Source organism: Chitinophaga rhizophila, from assembly GCF_019492185.1.
Classification (GTDB): domain Bacteria; phylum Bacteroidota; class Bacteroidia; order Chitinophagales; family Chitinophagaceae; genus Chitinophaga; species Chitinophaga rhizophila.
In genome coordinates, this window is the sequence record NZ_JAICCF010000001.1 from 1963504 (window position 1) to 1984992 (window position 21489).

The 21489-nt window shown below is 46.0% G+C and carries 15 protein-coding genes; 2 read left to right on the forward strand and 13 right to left on the reverse strand.

The window, feature by feature from the left end:
• Positions 1 to 146: 146 nt before the first annotated feature.
• The 5 genes from K1Y79_RS07320 to K1Y79_RS07340 all read right to left on the reverse strand — a co-directional run bounded on the left by K1Y79_RS07320 (position 147) and on the right by K1Y79_RS07340 (position 7464).
• Positions 147 to 1181 carry a terpene synthase family protein gene (locus K1Y79_RS07320; RefSeq protein ID WP_220249341.1) on the reverse strand — a complete coding sequence of 345 codons (1035 nt, stop codon included), beginning with the start codon at positions 1179 to 1181 and terminating at the stop codon, positions 147 to 149.
• A gap of 116 nt (positions 1182 to 1297) precedes the next feature.
• The gene (locus K1Y79_RS07325; RefSeq protein ID WP_220249342.1) at positions 1298 to 3034 is read right to left on the reverse strand and encodes a hybrid sensor histidine kinase/response regulator; all 1737 of its coding nucleotides are present in this window, start codon (positions 3032 to 3034) and stop codon (positions 1298 to 1300) included.
• Between the two features lie 821 nt (positions 3035 to 3855).
• Positions 3856 to 4860 (reverse strand): AraC family transcriptional regulator, encoded by a 1005-nt coding sequence (locus tag K1Y79_RS07330; RefSeq protein ID WP_220249343.1) that lies wholly within the window; start codon positions 4858 to 4860, stop codon positions 3856 to 3858.
• A 39-nt stretch (positions 4861 to 4899) separates the two neighbouring features.
• Positions 4900 to 5412, reverse strand: a complete 513-nt coding sequence (locus tag K1Y79_RS07335; RefSeq protein ID WP_220249344.1) for a hypothetical protein — start codon at positions 5410 to 5412, stop codon at positions 4900 to 4902.
• 1290 nt (positions 5413 to 6702) lie between these two features.
• Positions 6703 to 7464: a hypothetical protein gene (locus tag K1Y79_RS07340; protein ID WP_220249345.1), complete on the reverse strand. Its 762-nt coding sequence runs from the start codon at positions 7462 to 7464 to the stop codon at positions 6703 to 6705.
• 191 nt (positions 7465 to 7655) lie between these two features.
• Between K1Y79_RS07340 and K1Y79_RS07345 the strand changes: the two genes are divergently transcribed.
• Positions 7656 to 8090 carry a response regulator gene (locus tag K1Y79_RS07345; protein WP_220249346.1) on the forward strand — a complete coding sequence of 145 codons (435 nt, stop codon included), beginning with the start codon at positions 7656 to 7658 and terminating at the stop codon, positions 8088 to 8090.
• On the opposite strand, the gene K1Y79_RS07350 is transcribed toward K1Y79_RS07345, so the two are convergent.
• Positions 8084 to 9235 (reverse strand): glycoside hydrolase family 172 protein, encoded by a 1152-nt coding sequence (locus K1Y79_RS07350; protein ID WP_220249347.1) that lies wholly within the window; start codon positions 9233 to 9235, stop codon positions 8084 to 8086. The two genes, K1Y79_RS07345 and K1Y79_RS07350, sit on opposite strands and share 7 nt — an antisense overlap.
• Positions 9236 to 9305: 70 nt before the next feature.
• Positions 9306 to 9824 (reverse strand): O-acetyl-ADP-ribose deacetylase, encoded by a 519-nt coding sequence (locus K1Y79_RS07355; RefSeq protein ID WP_220249348.1) that lies wholly within the window; start codon positions 9822 to 9824, stop codon positions 9306 to 9308.
• Between the two features lie 183 nt (positions 9825 to 10007).
• Here K1Y79_RS07355 and K1Y79_RS07360 point away from each other — a divergent pair, with 183 nt between their 5' ends.
• A complete protein-coding gene (locus tag K1Y79_RS07360) occupies positions 10008 to 11267 on the forward strand; it encodes a PA2928 family protein (protein ID WP_220249349.1) in 1260 nt (419 codons plus the stop codon).
• Positions 11268 to 11351: 84 nt separating this feature from the next.
• On the opposite strand, the gene K1Y79_RS07365 is transcribed toward K1Y79_RS07360, so the two are convergent.
• From K1Y79_RS07365 to K1Y79_RS07390, 6 genes are read right to left on the reverse strand one after another with little or no spacing between them, the layout of a single operon-like run.
• The gene (locus tag K1Y79_RS07365) at positions 11352 to 12734 is read right to left on the reverse strand and encodes a discoidin domain-containing protein (RefSeq protein WP_220249350.1); all 1383 of its coding nucleotides are present in this window, start codon (positions 12732 to 12734) and stop codon (positions 11352 to 11354) included.
• A gap of 31 nt (positions 12735 to 12765) precedes the next feature.
• Positions 12766 to 14490: an alkaline phosphatase family protein gene (locus K1Y79_RS07370; protein ID WP_220249351.1), complete on the reverse strand. Its 1725-nt coding sequence runs from the start codon at positions 14488 to 14490 to the stop codon at positions 12766 to 12768.
• Between the two features lie 17 nt (positions 14491 to 14507).
• Positions 14508 to 16079, reverse strand: coding sequence for a DUF5008 domain-containing protein (locus K1Y79_RS07375; RefSeq protein WP_220249352.1), 1572 nt, complete (start codon positions 16077 to 16079; stop codon positions 14508 to 14510).
• Between the two features lie 17 nt (positions 16080 to 16096).
• Positions 16097 to 16798 carry a hypothetical protein gene (locus K1Y79_RS07380; RefSeq protein WP_220249353.1) on the reverse strand — a complete coding sequence of 234 codons (702 nt, stop codon included), beginning with the start codon at positions 16796 to 16798 and terminating at the stop codon, positions 16097 to 16099.
• 10 nt (positions 16799 to 16808) lie between these two features.
• Complete coding sequence (locus K1Y79_RS07385; protein WP_220249354.1) at positions 16809 to 18335, reverse strand: RagB/SusD family nutrient uptake outer membrane protein; 1527 nt, start codon at positions 18333 to 18335, stop codon at positions 16809 to 16811.
• A gap of 18 nt (positions 18336 to 18353) precedes the next feature.
• Positions 18354 to 21488 carry a SusC/RagA family TonB-linked outer membrane protein gene (locus tag K1Y79_RS07390; protein ID WP_236059519.1) on the reverse strand — a complete coding sequence of 1045 codons (3135 nt, stop codon included), beginning with the start codon at positions 21486 to 21488 and terminating at the stop codon, positions 18354 to 18356.
• Position 21489 lies beyond the last annotated feature (1 nt).

Sequence of the window (21489 nt, forward strand, 5' to 3'; positions counted from 1 at the left end):
TTAATCAGTTATCCGTCAGCTGTTTCAACGACGCTTATCCAGATACCCTAATGTGTCTCCCTGACATTTTATGCCTCTGACTGGCAATGTTACTTATCCCAGGAGCATTAATCCCACCTGCCACTGTACCATTTCTCCTCACTTCCTTACGCGAACGCCTGTCGCTGATACCGGGAAGTATCCTGTAAACTCCAGTCAATGTTACCTCGTACAATCATCGCCAGGCAAAAGGCATATTTATATACTTCCTCGTCCGTCTGATCATCAAAAGAAGGCAGGGAATGGAAAAGCCGCTCAAACTGTATCATCTCCTGGTTATGAAGCCGTACTGTCTCATTGATGGCCTCCTCTATATCCAGCTGCCGCTCCTGCCTCATTACGAGTACCAGATTGTGGGTATCGCCCTGCTCTATCTCCTTCTTCAATGAATACAGGTCGTTGGCCCAGCAACCCAGGTGACCGCACAACATTGTCAGTGTCATAAGTTTCTTATGATTAATGATATGCTCCGGCAAGTGAACCTGTTCGGCCAGTTCAATTAATGTGGCGGCGATATGAGCACCTCCTATCAGCGGACGGGATTCGATATAGTCAGCTACAGATGGTATACGGTCGGCATTCACATTCTGATTCTGCCAGTCCACCGCGTGAAACAATTTCAGCATATCCTGTACAAAAGTTTGCTGGTACCTTTCGGAGGTACAATGCTGAACGCGTTGCCAGACGTCAGACAATGCCGCCAGGATGTTCAGATGTTCTTTTGCGACCATCGCCTGGGTGATACTCCGGTGCACAATATCCTGTCCCGGAGTATTCCTGTCATGCCAGTCTTCCAGCGTATAAATGTGTCCTTCCCTGAGAATACCCAGGCACGCATATAAGAGCTTCTTCAGATTCTCAGGATGCTGGGCTTCCTCATCTTTATTGTCAAAGATGTCGTCCATCAGGAAGAGTAATACTAACAGATCATTCGCCAGACAAAGACGTTTATACTCCGCTGTGGGGTAAAAGCGGGATGTCATGTAAGCGAACTTGGATTCTTTGTAGCCTCTTATAGCATCATGTAATCCGAACCGCTGCACCCATTGGGTTGTATGGGCTTCTACGGCACTGGCATAAGGGCTGATCTGCGAATTAAAGGGGCAATACAGTGTGGGGATGTTGAATGTCGAATACAACATGGCAAAGCGATTTAGAAATGTTAAGAGATCGTTTCTTATCACTTTGAATTTAAATAAATCCATGCTGCATTTATATGGCTGCACAGCAACCAACATAGGAGGAAAATAACTATTAATCAGTTTGCTATTGTCGGGGTGAATTTGACAATTTCATTGTACAACTGACTTGAAGTAGTAATAGGCTTGACCAGGTAACCGTCTGCACCAAAATTCTTCATATCGGCAATAGTCTCTTCATATGCATCTGCTGAACAGATAATAACCGGTACATCTGCCAGCCGGGGGTGATGCTTTATCTTGTGAAGCATCTCTTTTCCGCTTATACCCGGCATATTCAGGTCCAGCAAAATAAGGTTAGGCGGCTGTTCGTTAGCAAGCCACAGACCATTGTCCAGGCTGTCTGCCACCATGACGCTTCTCACCATTTTGCTCAGCAGCCTTTCTGCGATAGTCCGGCACATAATATCATCATCTACTACCAATACATGAAATGGCAATAGTGGCTCATGACTATGGGCGGCATTGATCTGATGACCTGCCGGAGGCAGAATCTTCGTTTGTGGAGGAGTTCCTTGCTCAAGTGGCAGTGTTAAGGTAAAAATACTACCTGTCCCAGGCACGCTTCTCACGGTGATATTCCCGCCCATACGACGGGCAAAATGCCTGGAAATAGTCAGTCCAAGGCCCGTGGATTCGGTCTGCTGATGTTGTTGCGATACATAAGGACTGAATATCTTTTCGAGGTTCTTTTCCTCAATGCCCAGGCCTTCATCTGCAATATCAAGACATATAGTAGTACCCGCCTGCTGGTATACATGCAGTTTTACTATTGTATCGTTCCGGGTAAACTTGATGGCATTGGTTAGCAGATTGATGACGATGCGGTGTAGCTTAGCGGCATCTGTTACAATATAGTCCGGAACGTCGTCCTCAATATGGCAGGTTACGGTCACGGCCTTCCTGTTTCCGAGCACCTGATACCCTGCGGCCCGCTTTGCAAGCCATTCCCGGACGCTGACTGTTGACCGCGTGATGTCGTCATAAGAGCCTGACTCGATTTTACTGAGGCTTAGTACATCATTCATCACCAGCTTGACATCCTGGGTAGCAAAGTACATATTAGATACCTGGTCATAGGAAACTGTAATAGACTCCCCTGGTGCTGTATGTGCAGGATCAAACCAATCTTCCAGTATACTTTCAATAACGTTGATCGATCCCCTCAGGTCATGGCTGGTTTTGGCAATAAAATTACTCTTGGAATTACTTTTAATTTCCAGCCGTCTTATCCAATCAGAGAAGTCCTGACTATAAAAACGTAATACCATAATATTCAGGAAAGTCACCAGGAAAAAGATGATAGTATACATCAGGTTGCCGGCACTTTCCGGATATGGCAGGTGGGGCACCACATTATAGAACGAATTAAGCTCTAAAAGCAGGGCTATGACCAAGAGAGATGAGATGCTTAATATCTGTTCTTTCCGGCGTTCAAACAGCAGGAAACTAAAGCCAATCATAAATATGACGATCCCTTCTATGCAGGCAGCCCTACCCAGAAAAAGCCCAAAGAAAAAGAGTCCGAAAGAGTGTACCAGGAATGTCAGCAAGGCTGCCCTGTTGAACTGGTGCCTTTTATTGAGAATAACAGCGGCGGTGAGTATACCTGCTTCTATCCATGGGTAAATCAGAGTTTGCCAGCTGCCGGTTATAGCAAATAGTACAGGCCCCATAATAAGTGCAAGTATAGCAGGGATTATCGCCATGACGTTGACTATAACAACTGTGGTGCGCTTCCTGTTCTCCTCCAAAACATCGGTCCCCGTCTTGATCAGGGAAAGCAATCTGTACATATTTTGAGGTTTTCGCCGGTGTAACTTTGTAGGGTGTTATTCAATGCTAATTTAATGAAAATGAATGACAAATAGCTAGAAAGTAGAGACCGCAGGGCAACAAAATTCCGGGAAAAGACGCATGTCTTCTCCCGGAATGACTGGAACAGTTCATTTTGACACAACAAGTTAACGAGGGAAAGGTCGGGCCATACTGAAACTGTGCAACACTAGTCCTGCCTGCCATATGACGGATTAACGGAATGGATGAATTGTAATGGCAGGCATCAATCTGACACTAAAAGAAGTTTACGAACAAGCATCGCTTATGACGGCTTTTCTTACTGAAAAGACCATCTCCATTGTTATAGCGAAATGCTTTACAAGATGTTCGGAAAATGTCCCGCCTGGACAGGCAGAACAGCTAGATATCCTCAATATACCATTAAAAAAAGCTGCCTGGCATTCATATTTCACCAGCGGAAGGCCATCCCTTTACCTTGTGCAAAGGAGTGGTCATCCTGCTGATGGATCTTCATGCGGACATACTTACTCCGTAAGTAGTTGAGGAAAACAGCATTCGTTGGAGAATACCTGTCCGCATTATTATGAAAAGGCAAATATGTTTAATTACGTTTATTATGCTTTAAGTGATACTCATCGTCAGATCAAAAACAAGGGTCTATCAGGTACATATGTGGCATTAACTATCTGACTCAGGGAATACTCAATATGGGTTAATATCATTGTTACGTCACAAATATCGCCAACCACCTTAAAAAATAGCAGGACAAAGGCAAATAACCATTCTGCCTTTTTTATTTCTTTTCTCCTATATACCGCTATACAGTTGCGCTGTGATCACTCCGGTACCGGCCGGGTGTCACACCTTCTGACTGCTTAAATATCCTGATAAAGTAAGAGGGGTCTGAATAGCCTACTTCCATAGCAATATCTGTAATACTACGCATCGTTTCTACCAATAACTGTTTGGCCTTCTCCAACCTTTGCTGTAACACATAAATCTTTACAGTACTACCCAGCTTCAGCTTAAACGCATTCTCCAATGCCCGTTCTGTCAATCCCAGGGCGTGGGCGCGTTGTTCAACATTGACATGTTCTTCCGGACATTTATCCACTCTCTCTATAAATTCATCAATCTCTTTTTCGTGGAGCAATATAAGGCGGCTATCCTGCAGGGTTATACGGTGCATGCTATCCAGGTAAGAAATGACAATATCGCTGATACGGTTGCTATAATACTGATTGCGCACCTGGCCTGTTAATGAGCAACATCTCATTTTGCCCATTTCTGTCCGTACAGCGCTATTGAGGCGGATATACGGCAGATGTGCAGCGTAAGTACTATTCGCAGCTACCGCCTGCAGCATCTCATGCAGCTGCGGATAGGCACCCGTCAGCTCCTGAAGCATGGCGACCGGCGCTTGCAAATAAATACTGCGAAAAGGCTCACCGGCTGTCAGTCTGATGCTATATTCCACATCAGACGACAGGTATTGCAATCCGATTTTACCTGCCTGCAACTGTATATGACTGGCGGGGTAAGTCATCCGGGTACTGCCACTCATCACTGTATGAACTATGATCAGTGGTCTGGCCACTGCCAATGTAATAGTCAGGTCTTCAGCAGGCTCAATGTACAGCTCACAATAAAAGCCGTCTGTAAGCTGCACCTCTTGTTGTAACAGTGTACCCCATTTGCCGGAGGTACAATAAACAACCGTATCATCCACCGGCAATCGTAACTTACGATAACGCGCGGGCACAGCGTGGGTTACCACTGCCTCCCGGGCAAGCGGCCCGGGTAACCGGAACTCAATTGGCATATTGGTAAGGTTTTATGATAGAATCATGGTCAACAATTGTTACTTCCGTGCCTCTGTATTCAACAAACCGAGGGCAAAAAGGAACTTGTTGATAAAGGTAAATGTATCCGCACTTTTCATACTTTCATAATCATCCTGCTCGGCAGAAAACGGAAACGCCAGTAACTGGTAGTTGCCTTTGCTGACTAATACCCGCAGGTCTCTGGACTGGAAACCTCCTCCCAGATAACAGTAATCGTTTTCTGCAATATCAATACCTATATCCTGGTGGAGGAACATGATTTCATTATCGTTCCTGATGGAATAGATTAATAGTTTCTGCAAGCCCGGGGACACGTCAAAGCGCAGCAGCAGATTGTCATCAGCCGCATTGACAACTGTATACCAGAAACTTCTCTCAAAAAGATGCATTTGTTGTATCAACACACTGCATTGTGGCGTGTCGTAATACAACGGGGGCTTTTCCGAAGATAAAAAATGCTCGAAAGACGCAGGTATTTTTTCCGATTGTTTAAACGGTAACAATGAATTGAAGTTTACGTCAAGTTTCATGTCAGTCAGTTATTTATAAGTGAAGAGGATAACAGGGGGATAAGCTGTAACCTTCCTATCCGGGAGGCTTATTTACACGTTGGAGGGATATCACTGCAGGCAGGATGCAGTATCGTCGGTGGCAGCAGGCCGAAACACCTGGAAAAGTGAAGTATAAGCTTGATTGTAAAGACATTACGCTTCTCGAGCGTAGGTAAAGATTGCCTTCCATTTCAGGTTAACTTAACTGTACACGGTTTTGTTGTAATCGCTGATTCACCACTTTACCGTAGGCTGTTTGTCACTTGTTTGTTTCTTCATCGATCAGGGTCTAATTCTTCTCCGATGTTTGACCGTCGCCTGGTCGTCGCTTGGACTATTCATGTCCTCGTCTTCGAATTCGCTTGGCCGTCCCTTGGTCGTCGCTTAGACTATTCAAGTCCACGTCTTCGACTTCGCTTGGCCGTCCCTTGGTCGTCGCTTGGACTATTCAAGTCCACGTCTTCGACTTCGCTTGGTCGTCCCTTGGCCGTCGCTTAGACTATTCAAGTCCACGTCTTCGACTTCGCTTGGTCGTCCCTTGGCCGTCGCTTGGACTATTCAACTCCATGGCTTCGACTTCGCTTGGCCGTCGCTTGGACTATTCATATTCACGTCTTCGACTTCGCTTGGCCGTCCCTTGGTCGTCGCTTAGACTATTCAAGTCCACGTTTTCGACTTCGCTTGGTCGTCGCCTGGTCGTCGCTTGGACTATTCATGTCCACGTCTTCGACTTCGCTTGGCCGTCCCTTGGTCGTCGCTTGGACTATTCAAGTCCACGTCTTTGACTTCGCTTGACCGTCGCCTGGACTATTCAAGTCCACGTCTTCGACTTCGCTTGGCCGTCCCTTGGTCGTCGCCTGGACTATTCAAGTCCATGTCTTCGACTTCGCTTAGTCGTCCCGTGGTCATCGCTTGAACTAATCAAGTACACCTGGTGGCAGTCGCCTCTTCGTAGGATCTTCGTCAAAACATCGCTGGTCCTTTAAAACAAACAAAATACTTCCGTACGGCTGTTATTTAGCTAGTTCCGCGCTTCATACCGCAGCAGCAGTGCAGTAGCGCATTTCAGTTGTAAATGTGACAATTGAATTTACAACATTTCCAGAAATAAAAGCCAGAAACATGATGAATAGTTATCAGCTATCGCAGACCGTTACACTAAAAAAACAATTGCTCACACTGCAGCTTTTTTACAGGATGATAAGTTGTTTTATTTAGCTGCAAATGATTAGCGGAGATAAGATGTCTTCAGCAATATAATTAACACTATTACGCCATGGCAGCCTCTTGCTCTTCCGCTTCAACCAGCGCTACATCCTTCAATACCGGATGAAACATTTCCATCATCACATACATAGAAATATATACGCTGACAAAATAATACGCCAATAGCCCATTCATCTCTCTGTCAAGCATTACTTTACACGCCAGCGAGCACAGATTGAATCCCACCATCCAGTAGACGGCACTTTTCACGCGCTTCAACATAGGATACATCAATGCCGTGAGGAAAGATAATACAGCAATACCTGTAGCCACGCCACTACCTAACTTATCAGCAGCAGTCATTGAATGGATACCTGATATCAGCGTTGCGGCACATCCTATCCTGATAAAGAAATTATTCAATGACGATCGCTCCCTGGTAAGATAGAACTGCGCATTTTCTTCTGCTGTTGTATGGACCTGCGCGGCCTTCAACCAGGATATGACAGGAACAATACTAAACGGAAAAGTAAAATGAAAGAGATATGCACAGCCATTTTTACTGCCAATAGTCAGACTCCTACTCATAACAATGTTGCGCAGCAAATAACCTGCGAGTAAACAGACGGCCAGGTAGGCCACACCTCTGGTTAGTAAAATGCTGTAAGGTAAAATCACGGGGTACCAGATATCGCCACCCTTTGTCTTGTAATAGATGGCTTCAGCACTATACCCCAGCGCTGCTGTGCTAAAGAACAGCACGCCAGCAAGGAAGAAATATAACACCAGGTATTCCCTGCTACTTATAACCTGTATTATGGTCAATTATATCGGATGCCAGGTAACATACAAAATATACCACCAACATGACCCATACTGAGGTAAGTATGCGGCGCTGGGTTGTATTAAAATATGTCGTCATAGGTCAGGTATAAAGATTTGTAATGGATGCAAATTACATACTTATCGATGTTTTATTTAATATAATTACCTGCAAACAATATGGCCCTCAAATCATGCTGATAAGCAGATTTATCTTTACTTTTGCGCCACATATGGCTAATAAAGTAATTTTGCTGGTAGACGACGACTTGGATGACCAGGAGCTTTTTGGGGAAGCGATGTCTATAGTGGATAATGAGGCCACTTGTTATTTTGCTTCAGACGGTGAAGAGGGTTTATATATGCTGGAGAATGAAAGGCTTGAATGTGATCTTATTTTCCTGGACCTGAACATGCCAAAGATGAACGGCAAGCAGTTCCTAGCCGAGATAAAAAAGAACAGTGCCTATCGTAACATCCCTGTCGTGATCTTTTCTACCTCTTTAAGAGAAAAAGATGGTATGGAAACTGCTGAGATGGGCGCATCTCACTTTTTAACTAAACCATCCAGTTTCGGTGAACTTTGTAAACAACTGGAGGCGGTTATCTCTAAAGCACTTCCTCAGTAAACTTCCAGTTTGTCTTTAACTGGTAGTTTAGGAAATGTATTATGTGGTTCTGTCTGGTACCAGTAAACAACAGATGATATGTCAGAATGCTGCTGCAAATAACGTCCTCCTTCCCTCCATCCCAGATCCTGTATAGTAACACGTAAGTCCTTTTCAAAGCGGACAGGGTCCATGATATGCCAGCGATACATTCCAAATCGCTGCCGGGCTTTATATGTCCCATCGGGTCGTATTACCTGATGTAATCCGGCGTAGGGTGTACAAAACTCAGTATACTTCCCTCCCCTGTCGAAATTGTATGAGCCACAGAAGTAGTCTTCCGTACCTGTACCGCAGATTGTCGGAAACCTGGTATCGCCGTCCATAAAGAACTTGATCTCCCCTTCTCCCCACCAACCCGAGTTATTCACACCCAAGGCCATGAAGGTACCCACATACTGCCCTTTCCCTTTGATATTATCTACCAGTACATAGTCAGACGCAGTATCCGGATTTACCCGGCGGAACTGTGCATGAAAGTAAGCTGCATCATCGGGCACATCCGTTAATGTATAATCTATCTGGTAGTACAATGTCATCTGCTCCGTGTTGATATTTTCCATTGTAATACGGCATTTCTTTCTGAAGGGCATCATCCAGTAACTATTAAAGGCACTACCCGGATTGACAGTAACAGCCATAGAATTTAACGGTGCATATTCGTTCCAGGCCATCCCGAAGAAGTCGCCCACCGGACACTCTACAGATGGTTCGTTTTCATCATCCCAATAGATGCGCAGAATAGAATACCGCCATACACCAGTAGGCGTCATCCAGATGTGCTGGATAGCGCCGGGTCCTGTTATTTCCCCCATAGTAAAGGTTTGTCCGGGCTTGATGATAACAAAGGGATTGACTTTCCAGCCTTGCCCCAGATCGCGGGCAGCATGGGAAGCATTTGCTGTATTAGCTGGCCCATCTTTGGCAGGGATGGCCATACCGCCTTTACCTTTTTCGCCGGTAAAGTTTTCGGGGCTGATAGAACGGGTCTTTGCATCAGATAACCTGTACAGGTTACCAAGATTCATATCCAGACCATTAAACTGCTGTGCCATCAGAGGCAATGCCCAGAAAAAGAAGAGGAAGGATAACGGGAATTTTCTCATCGTATTTCAGGTTTGCTACATAAAATACGGAAAGAAAATCAGTAATTCCTGATTACTGATTTTCGCTCGGTTAATTCTGCGAAAGCAGCCCTGAATAGATATCGTAATTCTCTTTTTCAAAGCAGACAAATATCAGGTGTGTGATCCTGTCATCCTGAGACATAAACTCCTTAACGGCAGCGACCGCAATTGCCGCTGCTACATCTTTAGGGAAGCGGTATACACCCGTACTGATATTCGGAAAAGCAATTGTCTGCACTCCATTTTTAACAGCCAGGTCAAGGCTGTTGAGATATGCATTGCGCAGCACCTGTTTTTCTTCGTCGTTTCCTTTATTCCAGACAGGACCTACAGTGTGAATAACGAACCTTGCCGGCAGGTTACCTGCTGTTGTGATTACGGCTTCACCTGGTGCACATCTTCCCTGACGATCACGAATCTTACGACATGCTTCCAGGATGGCAGGTCCACCGGCACGATGGATAGCGCCGTCTACCCCTCCGCCACCTAATAAAGAGGTGTTGGCTGCGTTGACAATTGCGTCTACTTCCATCTTCGTAATATCTCCCTGTAATAGTATTATTTTCATAAATCAATCGCTTTCACATACTATAATAAGACCGGCTATTCTTACATTTCCACAAATCGGCTACCGGTCCTGTAAGGCAGCCCCTGCAGCCGATCAACATCACTTGTTACCAGTGCCAGCTACTTCTCAAATGTATAAAATTTATACCTTGTGCGCTTGTTGTACTGTAAATGCAAGCTGCTTATGCGTAAAAAGACCAGGCTTACCGGCATACTGGCAATTATTATTGGTCTGTTATTCTTTGGAGGACTGCTATATATCATCTTCTCGACGATGAACAAATACAGCAGGATAAGCGCCCAAAGCGATGCTGTGATTTATAGGCAGGGCAGCACAACAATACTGGCTACTGTTGTCAAGAAGTTCAACGCTCATTCCGTCACAAAAGGCGGCGGTACCACCAGCGTATCAGGTTCCACTACCTACTACGCATGCGGATACGATATTGCACATGGAGAAAAACGGTGGGAGGTAAAACTGAATGCCAGAAATGGTTCTGGCAAGAATTGGGGTGATGCAGTGTTATTAGGACAATCAGACAAATATCTTTTCTTTCTACGAAACGAGTTATATGTAATCAGTAAAGAAAGCGGGGAACTGATTGCCCGCAATAAAGACCTGAAAGGTCTTGAAGGCAAGACTATGAATGAAAGCAGTATTTTCCCTGCATTTATCAACAACTATGTATACGACGACTCCCTGCATGCGGTTGTTATAAAAGGCGCTGACGGACTGGCCTATCTGCTGGATGAAAACACCCTTGTTGCAAGACCAGCCAGTAACATACATGCAATCAGCTATTTTCGGCAACAACAGGAACGGCACCGTAAAGCAGCTATCAGCACTTACCAGGAGCAGCTGGTTACATTGACAAAAGCGGATGGCCAACTGTTCGCTTTTATGGATGATAATGACTATGAGTTACTGCAGGAGGGTATGGCGTTACCCTACGGCGCTTTGGAAGCTCCCAGACGCTTTCTTTACACCACACAGCAGGATACTGCAATCGTATCGCTAAACAAGATAAATAATAAGGTATTTCTATATGGTGGCTTTCTGAAAGCACCCGGACAGGACAGCAATTTATTCTCCGTGAAGGAGCCTGAATTTTATAAAGCCGCTAACCAGTTACTTAGCAGGGGTAATCACCAGCAAAACATTCCGCTGAGGCTGCCGGGAGGTGGATACCTGGTGTTACACAAAGCGACGGTAGCACAACATGCGCCGCTATTACTTACCGCTATCGCTGCTGATGGTGATAAGCTATGGCATGTTGCTACCAGGTTAACTGGTATTAGCCAGGTGCGCAGGGCAGGTAACCAGCTTTATATACTCGGCGCTGATCACGGCGGCCGCTCCGGTGATGCAGACCATATACTCCTGATTTCACTGTCTGATGGCAGGACTATCGACTACAATATCCGGTCGGATAAAACGGAATAATCTCTTTAGAAAATAAAAGAAAGGCCGGCACTCTTGCCGGCCTGCGGATCTAAAACCTCCTGATTTTGAGGGAACAGGAAAACGTTAGGGGCGTTTTAACAATCGCCATTCAGCCAGCTGGAATAAGTCACTGTTTCTGACAGCCGACACGTTCAGCCGGTAAAACTTATAAGCTACCTGGTTAGAAAATGTATACTTCACTGTCAGAAAACGGGAGCCAAAAGACTGATCGGTACGCGTATCCAGCACTGTCCAGTCAGAGCCGTTATCAGAGCCTTCCAGTGTCCAGTTTTTCGGGTCACGTTCAGGTCCGTCATTTGCGGATGTCAGGGTATAGGCACCGGTTGTTTGCGGTGTGGCAAACTCCAGCTGCGCCCAGAGAGTTGAGAAGTTAAACAGCAGGAACTTGGAGTTGACGTTGTTGTCAATCAACTTGCCGGATGTCTCATTCGCATTGCTGGTATTCTCATATTGTGTTTTGAAACCAATATTGGTATTGGTAATATCTGTTTCAATCAACCTTGCAGGCTCCAGTTCCATTACAACAGTACTACGTGCTGTATCCAGCAGATGTTTGGTGGGACTGCTGAGTCGCAATGCCAATATAGGTTTATTGAGTTCGTATTTTCTCAACGATTCTGTCTTGATAACGAGGTCAAACCGGGCTGTATTCGTATTAGCCGGAAATGACAACGTAGAAGGAATAGTGTAGTCATCACCCTCTTTGAGTATAACAGATTCCGGCAATGAGCCGTTATCTATTAATGCCTGTGCAGTATCTGCGCTTGCACTCACATTCACCGTAAATGCACCACCGGCTAACCCGGCCAGCGTTACACTAACCGGCAGTACTACCAGGCTGGTACCCAGGGTATGATCTGTGCCGGAGGGTTGTTTCAGGATGCTGCCACCGCCGGTGAAAGAGATATAGTGTATGTCTTCTTCTTTAATTATTTCCTTTGTATTAATCAGCAGCACAGCCATTTTCCCTGCGGCATCCAGCGTATTCTGTTTACCGGCATCGTCAAGCGCGATGGCTAGTGCAAGGGTTTTACCATAGAATCTTTCGATGGCCTGCATACTGATTTGCAAAGGTAGCGCTAGTGTATCTGTACCAAATCGCATCTCTGCTGATTTAGGTAGTTGATAATAATTCTCTTCCAGTAATACAGCATTGCCTAGTTGTCCGGCATCGATCATATGTTGCACGGTGTCGTTGTTAACCAGCACATCTACTGTAAAAATCTTTGGTGCAGTAGCAGACAACTGAATATTCACGGGAACATTCATGTAATCAATCGTGCGGGTATAGTTATTGCCCGAGGGGACAATGATCTTTCCATTCGTACTGCGGATGGAGACGTTTACAGGCGACAGCTGCTCATCGTTGAACTTATTATCCTTTTTACAGGACAGTACTATGGACAGCGATACTAATAACAGTGCAGGAAATATATTGCGGCTCATATCAGCGTATTTGCGATTTAATAATTCAGGTTCAGATGGTCGCGTAAGGCGTAACCCATACTCGTCCATCCATCTGCCACCTGGTGTCTGCGGCGATCTGCAACCAGTTTAGTATCTGCCGGGCTACATCTACCGGTTGCGGCACCAGTTGTGTCAGGTTAGTAGCTGTACTGGGGCACATCAGGTCATTGAAGTCATCCCATTGGTAAGCGCCATGTAATACGAAGTCATGCTGATATTCCGACTGATCTTTGAACACGCCTCCGAAACCGTCCCGGCATGGCCAGTAACCAATGAGGTAATCCCTGTAGGGGTGTGAGGAAGGTAATTCGTCAGCGCATACATATGCTTTGATCACGCTGTCAGGTAGTGCTGCTCTCCAAAACCGGATTTCGGTGATATTGGCGTTAAGCCAACGGTTATCATCAACAACATTACCGGGCACCCAGCCTAGTGTGAGGGGCGCGTCTGTATCAAAATTACCATAGGAGGTAATTTCCTGTTCGGTATTGAAGTTACCGTCAGTGAACAGGCGGATGAAGCGTTTGTTATCACGATTCAGGAATACTGCTGTCAGGTCGTGCCACTTACCGTCGCTGATATTTGCGCCGGTTACCATATTGAAGCCGGCGCCTGATTGTCCGTAGTGTACGCCCCAGGCATTTGTCTCAAGAGACATGCTCCAGCCGGTATTTTTCCACCAGTCCAGTGACAGGTTATTACCGATAATATTTGGATAGGTATAGGAATAGTCTCCGTAGATAGTCTTATTTTTTTTGATTTTGAGGGCAATGGTTACCTGGTTGGTTTTACCCAGGTTCAGATCTTCCTTGCCCTTATCGATGGTCGCATATACAGCTTCTGCGGCCGTCTTGCCATACAGGCGTACTGATTTGCCGGTATAACGTGCGCCGGTATAAGGGCGATCAATAAAGCTGGGCATATAACGGGTAGAATAGAAGATCGTGAAGGTATTTATTTTAGGATTACTGAGGATGGTACCGTCATCTTCGTCGGGTGAGATCTGATAGGAACCGCCATTGCCGGAAGTGATAATAACCAGCCAGTTTTCCTGTGAATAGCTTTTCCTTCGCCTGAGTGCGTCCATGATATCGCCTATATAATCGTCTATCTGAAGGATAGCATTTTTATATTCCGGAATGCTGATGTCATATCCGTAATTGTTACCGGCAACTGCCACCTGGTGAAACTGTCCGAATACCAAGCCGGCAGTGTCTATTTTCAGTTCATCCAGGATTGCCTGCCTGGTAGCATTATCGTCATTACCGAAGGTACGGTTCACATCCGCATCTGTGATGAGCATTTTACCCAATGAGTCGCTGGAGCTATAGGCAGCTACGCGAAATGCAGGCATCCGGTCTTTAATGTATTTGAATATGACAGGATACTGTGACAACTTGTTATCACTGAAATCACTTTTCACAACACCATGTTTTTCTTTCCGTACACCGGTGAGTAGGTCAGCCCAGCCTGTTGCAGTGAGGTGCAAGGTATCGCTCACACTATTCCACGAATAGATGGCATTATCTGCCAGCGCCAACAGGTTAGCCCCTTGTGCTTTTCTTACAGATTCTCCGCGTGCACCATCTATCACCAGGAACAATATCTTGGGCTGTTTGCCTGTTACGCCAGTAGTGTCAACATATTCCCTGTCTTCAAGCAGTCGGTCAAAGCCTTTATTACAGGCTGTAAAAAGTATACCGATGATGAGTATCAGCCAACTGAACTTCTTCATATAAGCGGTTATTATTTTTATTTGAATAAGAGACGGACCACGTTCCCGATTTCTTTTTCATTGAAGCGGTTGAACCGTCCCATGATCAGGGCTTGTATTTGTCCGGAGCTATTGGTGGTCTCAAGTAGCTGAACGAGGGTACCTGAGAAATCACCGGTATTATTATACCCTGGTGCCAGCTTACCTTTACTGTCAAGTATCATAAAGCCGCTCCGGTGTACACCGTCATAACGGGTAAATCCACCGTTGACTACGATCATTCCGTTGCTTAATTGCTGTGCGGCCCAGTAGCTTTCGTTGCTGGCTTTGCCGAGGGCCCTGAACTGTTCATCAGGCGTACCATCTTCACGCAACAGGACTAATCCATCCGCAGGAGAGCTATCAAACTTTTTGAATTGGCCGGCCAGCACAAAGCGTCTGGTGACTTCATTAAATCGAATAGAGCCGATTGTATTGTCAGCACCGCTGCCTCCGAAGCCTGCATCCAGCGTACCGTCGTTGTTAATACGGGCTATATAAGGTGCAGGCAGACCATTATAGCGGGTGAAGCGTCCGACTATAATGATTTTACCATCTGCCTGCTGATAAGCGTCTGTAACAGGGCCGTTAGGGCCGTCGAAGCTTCTGTGCCGGGTCAGATCATAATTAAATGAAGAGTCCAGCGAGCCATCGGGGTGGAAGCGTATCAGCTGACGTACCAGTATACTGTCAGTAATCAGGGAGTCGCGTTCCTGGCGGTAGTCGGATTTACCATATACAAACTGCAGGTAGTAATTAAAACGACCGATAGCAGTGATACGGTTATTATGTACAAATACTTTAGAGATGTGCCCATCTGTACCGCCATTGAATGAAGGAACGGTATCCCTGTCGGTAAAGGTCTTGACGTTAACAGAGTCCAGCGACCCGTTACTGTTCAGCACCGTAATATTATGTATTTCCGCCTGGTGGATATCATAAGAAGCGAAGCTACCGGCTACTACCAGCTTACCATTGGGTAGCGCTGCAATGCTGTTAAGAGAGCCGTCTGCACCTCTTCCAGACTGCAGCGTACGATCCATTTCACCATCCCTGGAAGTGAGTACAATTCTGCTGATGGGGCGTACAATACCTTTGCGTTCATAGTCAAGGAAATCGCCTACGAGCAACAGCCTGCCATCCGCAAAGCGGTGTACATCATTTACCCAGTTATTAGCGCCTACAACGACCTTGTAGTTATTATCAATATCGAGGTTACCTCTTACCCTGAATAGCGGACCAAAAAAGATCTGATCTCCTATTGTTACAGAAGTTACACCTGTACTTGCCGTTACCGGAACTTTTACCTGTATGCCGGCAGAATCTACATTGACGATTTCGCCGGGTTCACTATTAAAATTGAACTTCAAAACATCCTTATGTTTGAGCAGTCCTTTTCCACGGAACTTTATAGTAGTACCGGGGCCTGCTTCAGAAGGAGCCGGAATTTCAGTACTCAGCTGTACTCCTAACGGATCTTTACCTCCCGCATACGGATCAGTATACTTTTCGTCTTTTTCGCAGGCTGCCATGACAAGCATCAGCAGTACTGCACTGGTAATCATTTTCATATGCTACAGGCGTTTAATCAACCTCCGTTTTCCATGTAGGAAATCACATCGGCCAGGAAGAGATAGGGGTCAAAACCGAAATAATAGTGATTGGTATTGAGGGCATGTACTACCCCATTACTGGTTGTAATGTTACAGGATGCTACATACTCTATAGTCCAGTTATCCCGGGGTCTGGCCGGGTCGGGTATCCAGGCGAGGGTAAGTTGCCGGTAGCCCACATATTTCACTCCATTGTCGGTATTGAATACCACGCCGATATTCATCGGCGTACCGAACCAGGACAGGTATCCCTGGCCAGGATATGTATTGAGCAGGTCATAGTCTATCTGCGGATAATCTTTCAGTTCATTGCGGCCGTGGAACATGTACATCTGCAGGTATTTCTGCCATACAGGCCGGGGCACGTCTGCCAACGTTTTAAGCGTATCATATCCCTGCATGTAAAGCTGTTCGTTTAATAACTGCATAAGTCTTAAGACACTTCTGTCAGTAGGTGCAAAGAACGTCAGCGTATCAGCATTGAACACTTCTTCCATACCTGCCAGTCTGACGATAGTGGCGACAGAGTCAAAATAAAATGGAACAGCATCCAGGTAGTCCAGCGAAGTACCATTAAACGCAGGTTCGTGAGTACCTGAGTCCTGGTAATATTTATCTTTTCCACAGGCGCTGCACACAAGTAACAGCGCTATGATCGGATATAGTATTGTGCGCATAAAACTGTTTTTATCTTAACCAATAGTTGTTCAGTTGCATGTAAGGGTTGTTATCGAGTGCAGCGGTGTTGATAGGCCAGGTCCATCCGCCGTTATCGAACTGTGCCTGAGTAAGTGGATAGTAACACCATTGCTGATTGGTAACGCGGCCGGTGCGTACCAGGTCGAAGTAATAGTGTCCTTCCATCATGAGTTCTTTGGCTCTTTCAGTGAAGATGGCATCTTTCACCGCCTGCAGGGTACCGCCCCGGTATGCCGGCGTCCTGGCCCTTTGGCGGATTATGTTCATCAGATTAACCGCTTCATCCGGTCTATTAAGCTCTGCCAGTGCTTCTGCTCTTAACAGGACAGCGCCGGCGTATCTTAACACAATGAGGTTGTTATCCACATTCACATCAGAATTACCCTGTTCGTACAAGCTGTTATATTTAAGGAACATGAATGTGCCGTCATTGGCAAACATCTGTGAGTCAAACCACATTTCTATACGTGCATCAGGTACACCGGAAGGATACAGTCGGCGCAGGTATTCAGCGCGGAAATAGGTAAAGCTGTATTGGTGTCCGTTTGCAGGACGTTTGTAGGGATAGTGTACTACAAATTCAGACAGGTCATTCCATTTTTCTGCCAGTCCTTCTCCGTAGTTGGAACTGATCACGATATCAAACAGACTTTCTCTTGAGCGGCCTTTAAAAATAGTGAAAGACTCTTCCATTGGCAGCAGCATATAAGCGCCGCTTTCCATCAGTTCCTGGCCCAGATCGGCTGTGGCCTGGTAATGTTTCTGCGCATTGGCTTTATCAAAGCCGGCATTCCACATATGGAACTCCATTAACAGGGCGATAGCTGAACCTCTGCTGGCACGGGCACCCTGGTAGGCAGGCTCGTTGAATGTCCAGGGAAGATCTGCTAATGTGGCATTCAGTTCTGTAATACAGTTATCTACCACGGTCACCATTTTCTCTCTGGGCAGTGGCGACTGGTGATAAGCGTCAGTATAATATACCACATCGCCCCAGAGTCTTACCATGATAAAATATGCCATGCAGCGCATGAAGGTAGCTTCTGCGATATAGGCCTTTTTACGGTCTTCAGTCAGGTCGGGAATAGCCCGCCTGTTAATTTCATATATAAGGATATTACAGGCCTGTATAACACGGTAAAAGGGCTTCCAGTCAGCAAGCATATGCAAGTCGAAGATGTCCCAAAATTCCTTACCCGCAGGCCGGTAAATAACCGGTATCAATTCATTCCTTGATACAAACTCCACAAATGTCCTGTCAGATCCATCACTTTTAGGTGACATAGCGAGCATACCACCCCTGGCTTCTCCGGCAAGTGCAAACAGCGGACAGGAGCCTGTCGCATCTCTGAACAAACCGTATAAGTCCCATGCATTATCTTCCACATCTTTCACTGATTTGAAAAAAGTGTTTCCTGACAGCCGGTCCAGCGGCTCCACATTCAGGAACTTCTTACACCCGTACTGACTTATCAGCAGCAGGCAGGCAGTTATATAAATAAACCTCCGGAACATAGCAATACATTTTAAACGTTAAAATTCCACATTCAATCCTACGTTGTAACTGCGGGCTATCGGATAACCACCCGACTGATCGCGGCCCATAGCTGACACATTTTCCGGGTTAGGACCGCTGTAAGGAGAGAAGGTGATCAGGTTGTTTCCAGACATATACATGCGGACAGAGTTGATACCATAGCGGTTGGTGAACTTCCTGCTTACCAGGTAAGCCAGCGTCATGGTATTCACTTTGAAGTAAGAGCCATCTTCCTGTATCAGCGTCTGATCATAACGGTAGGGACGAACATCATTGTAACGTTTATAATCAAAAGGATTAGGATATCTGGCGCTACTACCGGGGCCTTTCCAGTAATCCACATCGCTGAAGTCAACCATTGCTTTAGTAGCGTAAGGATCACCCAGGAACTGCATTCTTTCAGCGAATGCATTGTTGAGAATATCTCTTATCAGGGTGAAGGAAGTACTGATATTCAGCGAGAAGTTCTTCCAGTTAACGTAAGATTGTATACCTCCGGTGATCAGTGGCTGTGAGTTACCAGCTGCCACATAGTCGTTGGCATCCAGGATGTAGTTGCCGTCCACATCTTTCCAGATAGGATCGCCGGCTTTGAAGAAGGTACCATTGGCGGTACGGTAACGCTGGCCTGTAGCCGGATTAACCGGTACATCTGCATCAGATGCGTATACCCCCTCTGTTTGCAGCAGATAATTGGTCAGGCTGTTACGGCCCACACGGAACAGCGTATGCTGGCTCGTATTATTATCATACTGTACCAGCTGTCGGGCCCCGTTAGGAAGACTGGTAAGGATATCCTTATTCAGTGCAGCGTTAAATGACAGTGTCCATTGTACTTCACTGGTACGCGGCAGTGGCCGGAAGGTCAGTGTCAGTTCATATCCATAGTTAATCAGCGACGTTTCATTGGTAGTAATTTCATTAAAGCCGGTGATGTTAGACAGGGACTTGGTACGTAACAGGTTCTTCACCGTCTTGTAGTAAGCATCAAATATCACCTCTATCCTGCTGTCAAAGAAGCCGGCCTCAAAACCGCCATTATACTGGGTAGTAGCTGTAGGTTGCAGGAAGGTATTGGGCAACTGGTTAAAGCTGATACCAAGGCGCGGATTAGCATTATAGGTTCCTCTCGGATCGTAGGTACCATAGATGGAAAAGATATCGCCGGTAGGCACAATATTCTGTCCCCAGCTACCACGCAGTGAACCATATGTCAGCCATTTACTGTCACCGAAGATGGCTTCTTTATTGAAGTTCCAACGGAACCCGATAGCGGGGTTTTTAGAGTATGGATCTTCAAAGCCAGAGCTGGAAGTACCATCCATTCTATAGCTGAAGTCGAATACATATTTCTGCTTGTAGTTGTAAGAGAATGTTCCTGCAAAGGAGGCCACATGTTGCTTGCTGTAGTTATCCAGGAGACCCCCTCCGCGGGAAGCATATCCATCATAACCAAGCGGTCCTTCGTATTGATTATTCGGCGTTTTTTCCTGCCGGATAACCTGTGCCTGGAAGCCGCGGTTATAAAATTCATTGAAAGCAGAGATGAAGAAGTTATGGTTTGTATTCAGGACATGGTTGTAGGAGATCGTGTTACGGTTATACAAAGTAAACTTACGGTCATTGTACGCATATATCTGTGAGAAGTCGTTATTGGCTTCTGCAGGCGTAAACCTGTCTTCCGTATTAGAGGCGTAATCATAGCTTACGCTTGAACCCAGGTTCAGTCCTGGCACCAATTGGTAGCTCACATCCAGGCTGGTACGCACGTTGCCCGTTTTATTATCGTTCCTGGTATTCAGGGCAGATAATACACCTGCGGTGCTCTGATAGAAAGATGGGCCAGGTAATAAGGATGAACCGGAGGCATTGCTGGATACCCCGCTTTGCGTCAGACCGTTACCATTCCCTTTGTTCCTTCTTCCCACCTGGGTGGATAGCGTAGTAAATACACGGAATTTAGGATTAGGCTGGTACAGCATATTTGTATTGATGGAATACCTGTCAAAGCCGGTATTACGTATCACACCATTTTCATGGTAGTAACCCAGATCCACCTTGTAATTGAACTTAGGATCGCCACCGCTGATATTTACGTTATGCGTCTGGTTGTAGGTCGTATTATAGAAAACAGCCTGCCAGTCGGTCGAGTTGTTATAGTAAGGATTCAGGCTATCTGCCAGGAACGGCTTGGTAGAAATCAGGTAGATATCTTCCATGTTGCTGCCACCGTTGATCATACCCAGACGGATCCTTCTCTCTTCTTTACCACCAATTGTCGGACGCAGTTTAGGCGGGTTATTCATAAAGAAGTTGCCTGTATATCTTACCAGTGGTATGGGTGAACTACCTCTTCGGGTAGTGATCAGAATCACACCATACGCACCTCTTGAACCATATAGGGCAGTAGCCTGGGAGTCTTTGAGAATCTCCATGCTTTCAATATCTTCCGGCGGGATGAGGGATAAAGGACTTACACCCGGCCCTGCAGATTGGTAGCCATATTCAAAATTTGCATCTGCTTCTACGGGCACACCATCTATCACATACAGCGGAGATGTGGGAGACAGGAACGCGTCATTACCACTACCGGATACGCTGATGTTAGAAAGTCCCCTTATCTGTATTAATCCTCTGCCACCCGGCGTACCGGTGTTATTCTGGATATTCAGTCCGGCTACACGGCCCTGCAACAGCTGTTCTACGTTGGATACAGGTATGTCCTGCAGTTCTTTACCACTGACAATCACGGCCGACCCTGTAGTTACTTCCCTGGTCTTCTTCTGATAGCCGATAACGATAGCTTCATTCAGCTTATTTTCCGTCACCACCAACCGGATTACCAGGTCGCGTTTATCTTTTAGCTTCAGCTTATAGTCAGAGAAGCCGATATACCGGAATACGAGCGGAGCATCCGGAGGTACAGCAACAGAGAATGTACCACTTGCATTGGTCACCCCTACCGCTTTAGGGGGCGTGCCCGCCATAATACTTACCCCGACCAGCGGCTCATTGGTCTGTGCGTCTCTTACCACACCTTTGATCTCCACTTTCTCCTGAGCCTTCAGGAAAAGTGGTAACAATAGTAGTAATAGCAGTCCTGAAAATTTATACATACGCTTACATTGCATA

What these genes read in the sequence shown, in the direction of transcription:
- K1Y79_RS07320 (WP_220249341.1), bottom strand. Translation starts at nt 1,181, where the DNA reads ATGTTGTATTCGACATTCAACATCCCCACACTGTATTGCCCCTTTAAT.
- K1Y79_RS07325 (WP_220249342.1), bottom strand. Translation starts at nt 3,034, where the DNA reads ATGTACAGATTGCTTTCCCTGATCAAGACGGGGACCGATGTTTTGGAG.
- K1Y79_RS07330 (WP_220249343.1), bottom strand. Translation starts at nt 4,860, where the DNA reads ATGCCAATTGAGTTCCGGTTACCCGGGCCGCTTGCCCGGGAGGCAGTG.
- K1Y79_RS07335 (WP_220249344.1), bottom strand. Translation starts at nt 5,412, where the DNA reads ATGAAACTTGACGTAAACTTCAATTCATTGTTACCGTTTAAACAATCG.
- K1Y79_RS07345 (WP_220249346.1), top strand. Translation starts at nt 7,656, where the DNA reads ATGCTGATAAGCAGATTTATCTTTACTTTTGCGCCACATATGGCTAAT.
- K1Y79_RS07350 (WP_220249347.1), bottom strand. Translation starts at nt 9,235, where the DNA reads ATGAGAAAATTCCCGTTATCCTTCCTCTTCTTTTTCTGGGCATTGCCT.
- K1Y79_RS07355 (WP_220249348.1), bottom strand. Translation starts at nt 9,824, where the DNA reads ATGAAAATAATACTATTACAGGGAGATATTACGAAGATGGAAGTAGAC.
- K1Y79_RS07360 (WP_220249349.1), top strand. Translation starts at nt 10,008, where the DNA reads ATGCGTAAAAAGACCAGGCTTACCGGCATACTGGCAATTATTATTGGT.
- K1Y79_RS07365 (WP_220249350.1), bottom strand. Translation starts at nt 12,734, where the DNA reads ATGAGCCGCAATATATTTCCTGCACTGTTATTAGTATCGCTGTCCATA.
- K1Y79_RS07370 (WP_220249351.1), bottom strand. Translation starts at nt 14,490, where the DNA reads ATGAAGAAGTTCAGTTGGCTGATACTCATCATCGGTATACTTTTTACA.
- K1Y79_RS07375 (WP_220249352.1), bottom strand. Translation starts at nt 16,079, where the DNA reads ATGAAAATGATTACCAGTGCAGTACTGCTGATGCTTGTCATGGCAGCC.
- K1Y79_RS07380 (WP_220249353.1), bottom strand. Translation starts at nt 16,798, where the DNA reads ATGCGCACAATACTATATCCGATCATAGCGCTGTTACTTGTGTGCAGC.
- K1Y79_RS07385 (WP_220249354.1), bottom strand. Translation starts at nt 18,335, where the DNA reads ATGTTCCGGAGGTTTATTTATATAACTGCCTGCCTGCTGCTGATAAGT.
- K1Y79_RS07390 (WP_236059519.1), bottom strand. Translation starts at nt 21,488, where the DNA reads ATGCAATGTAAGCGTATGTATAAATTTTCAGGACTGCTATTACTACTA.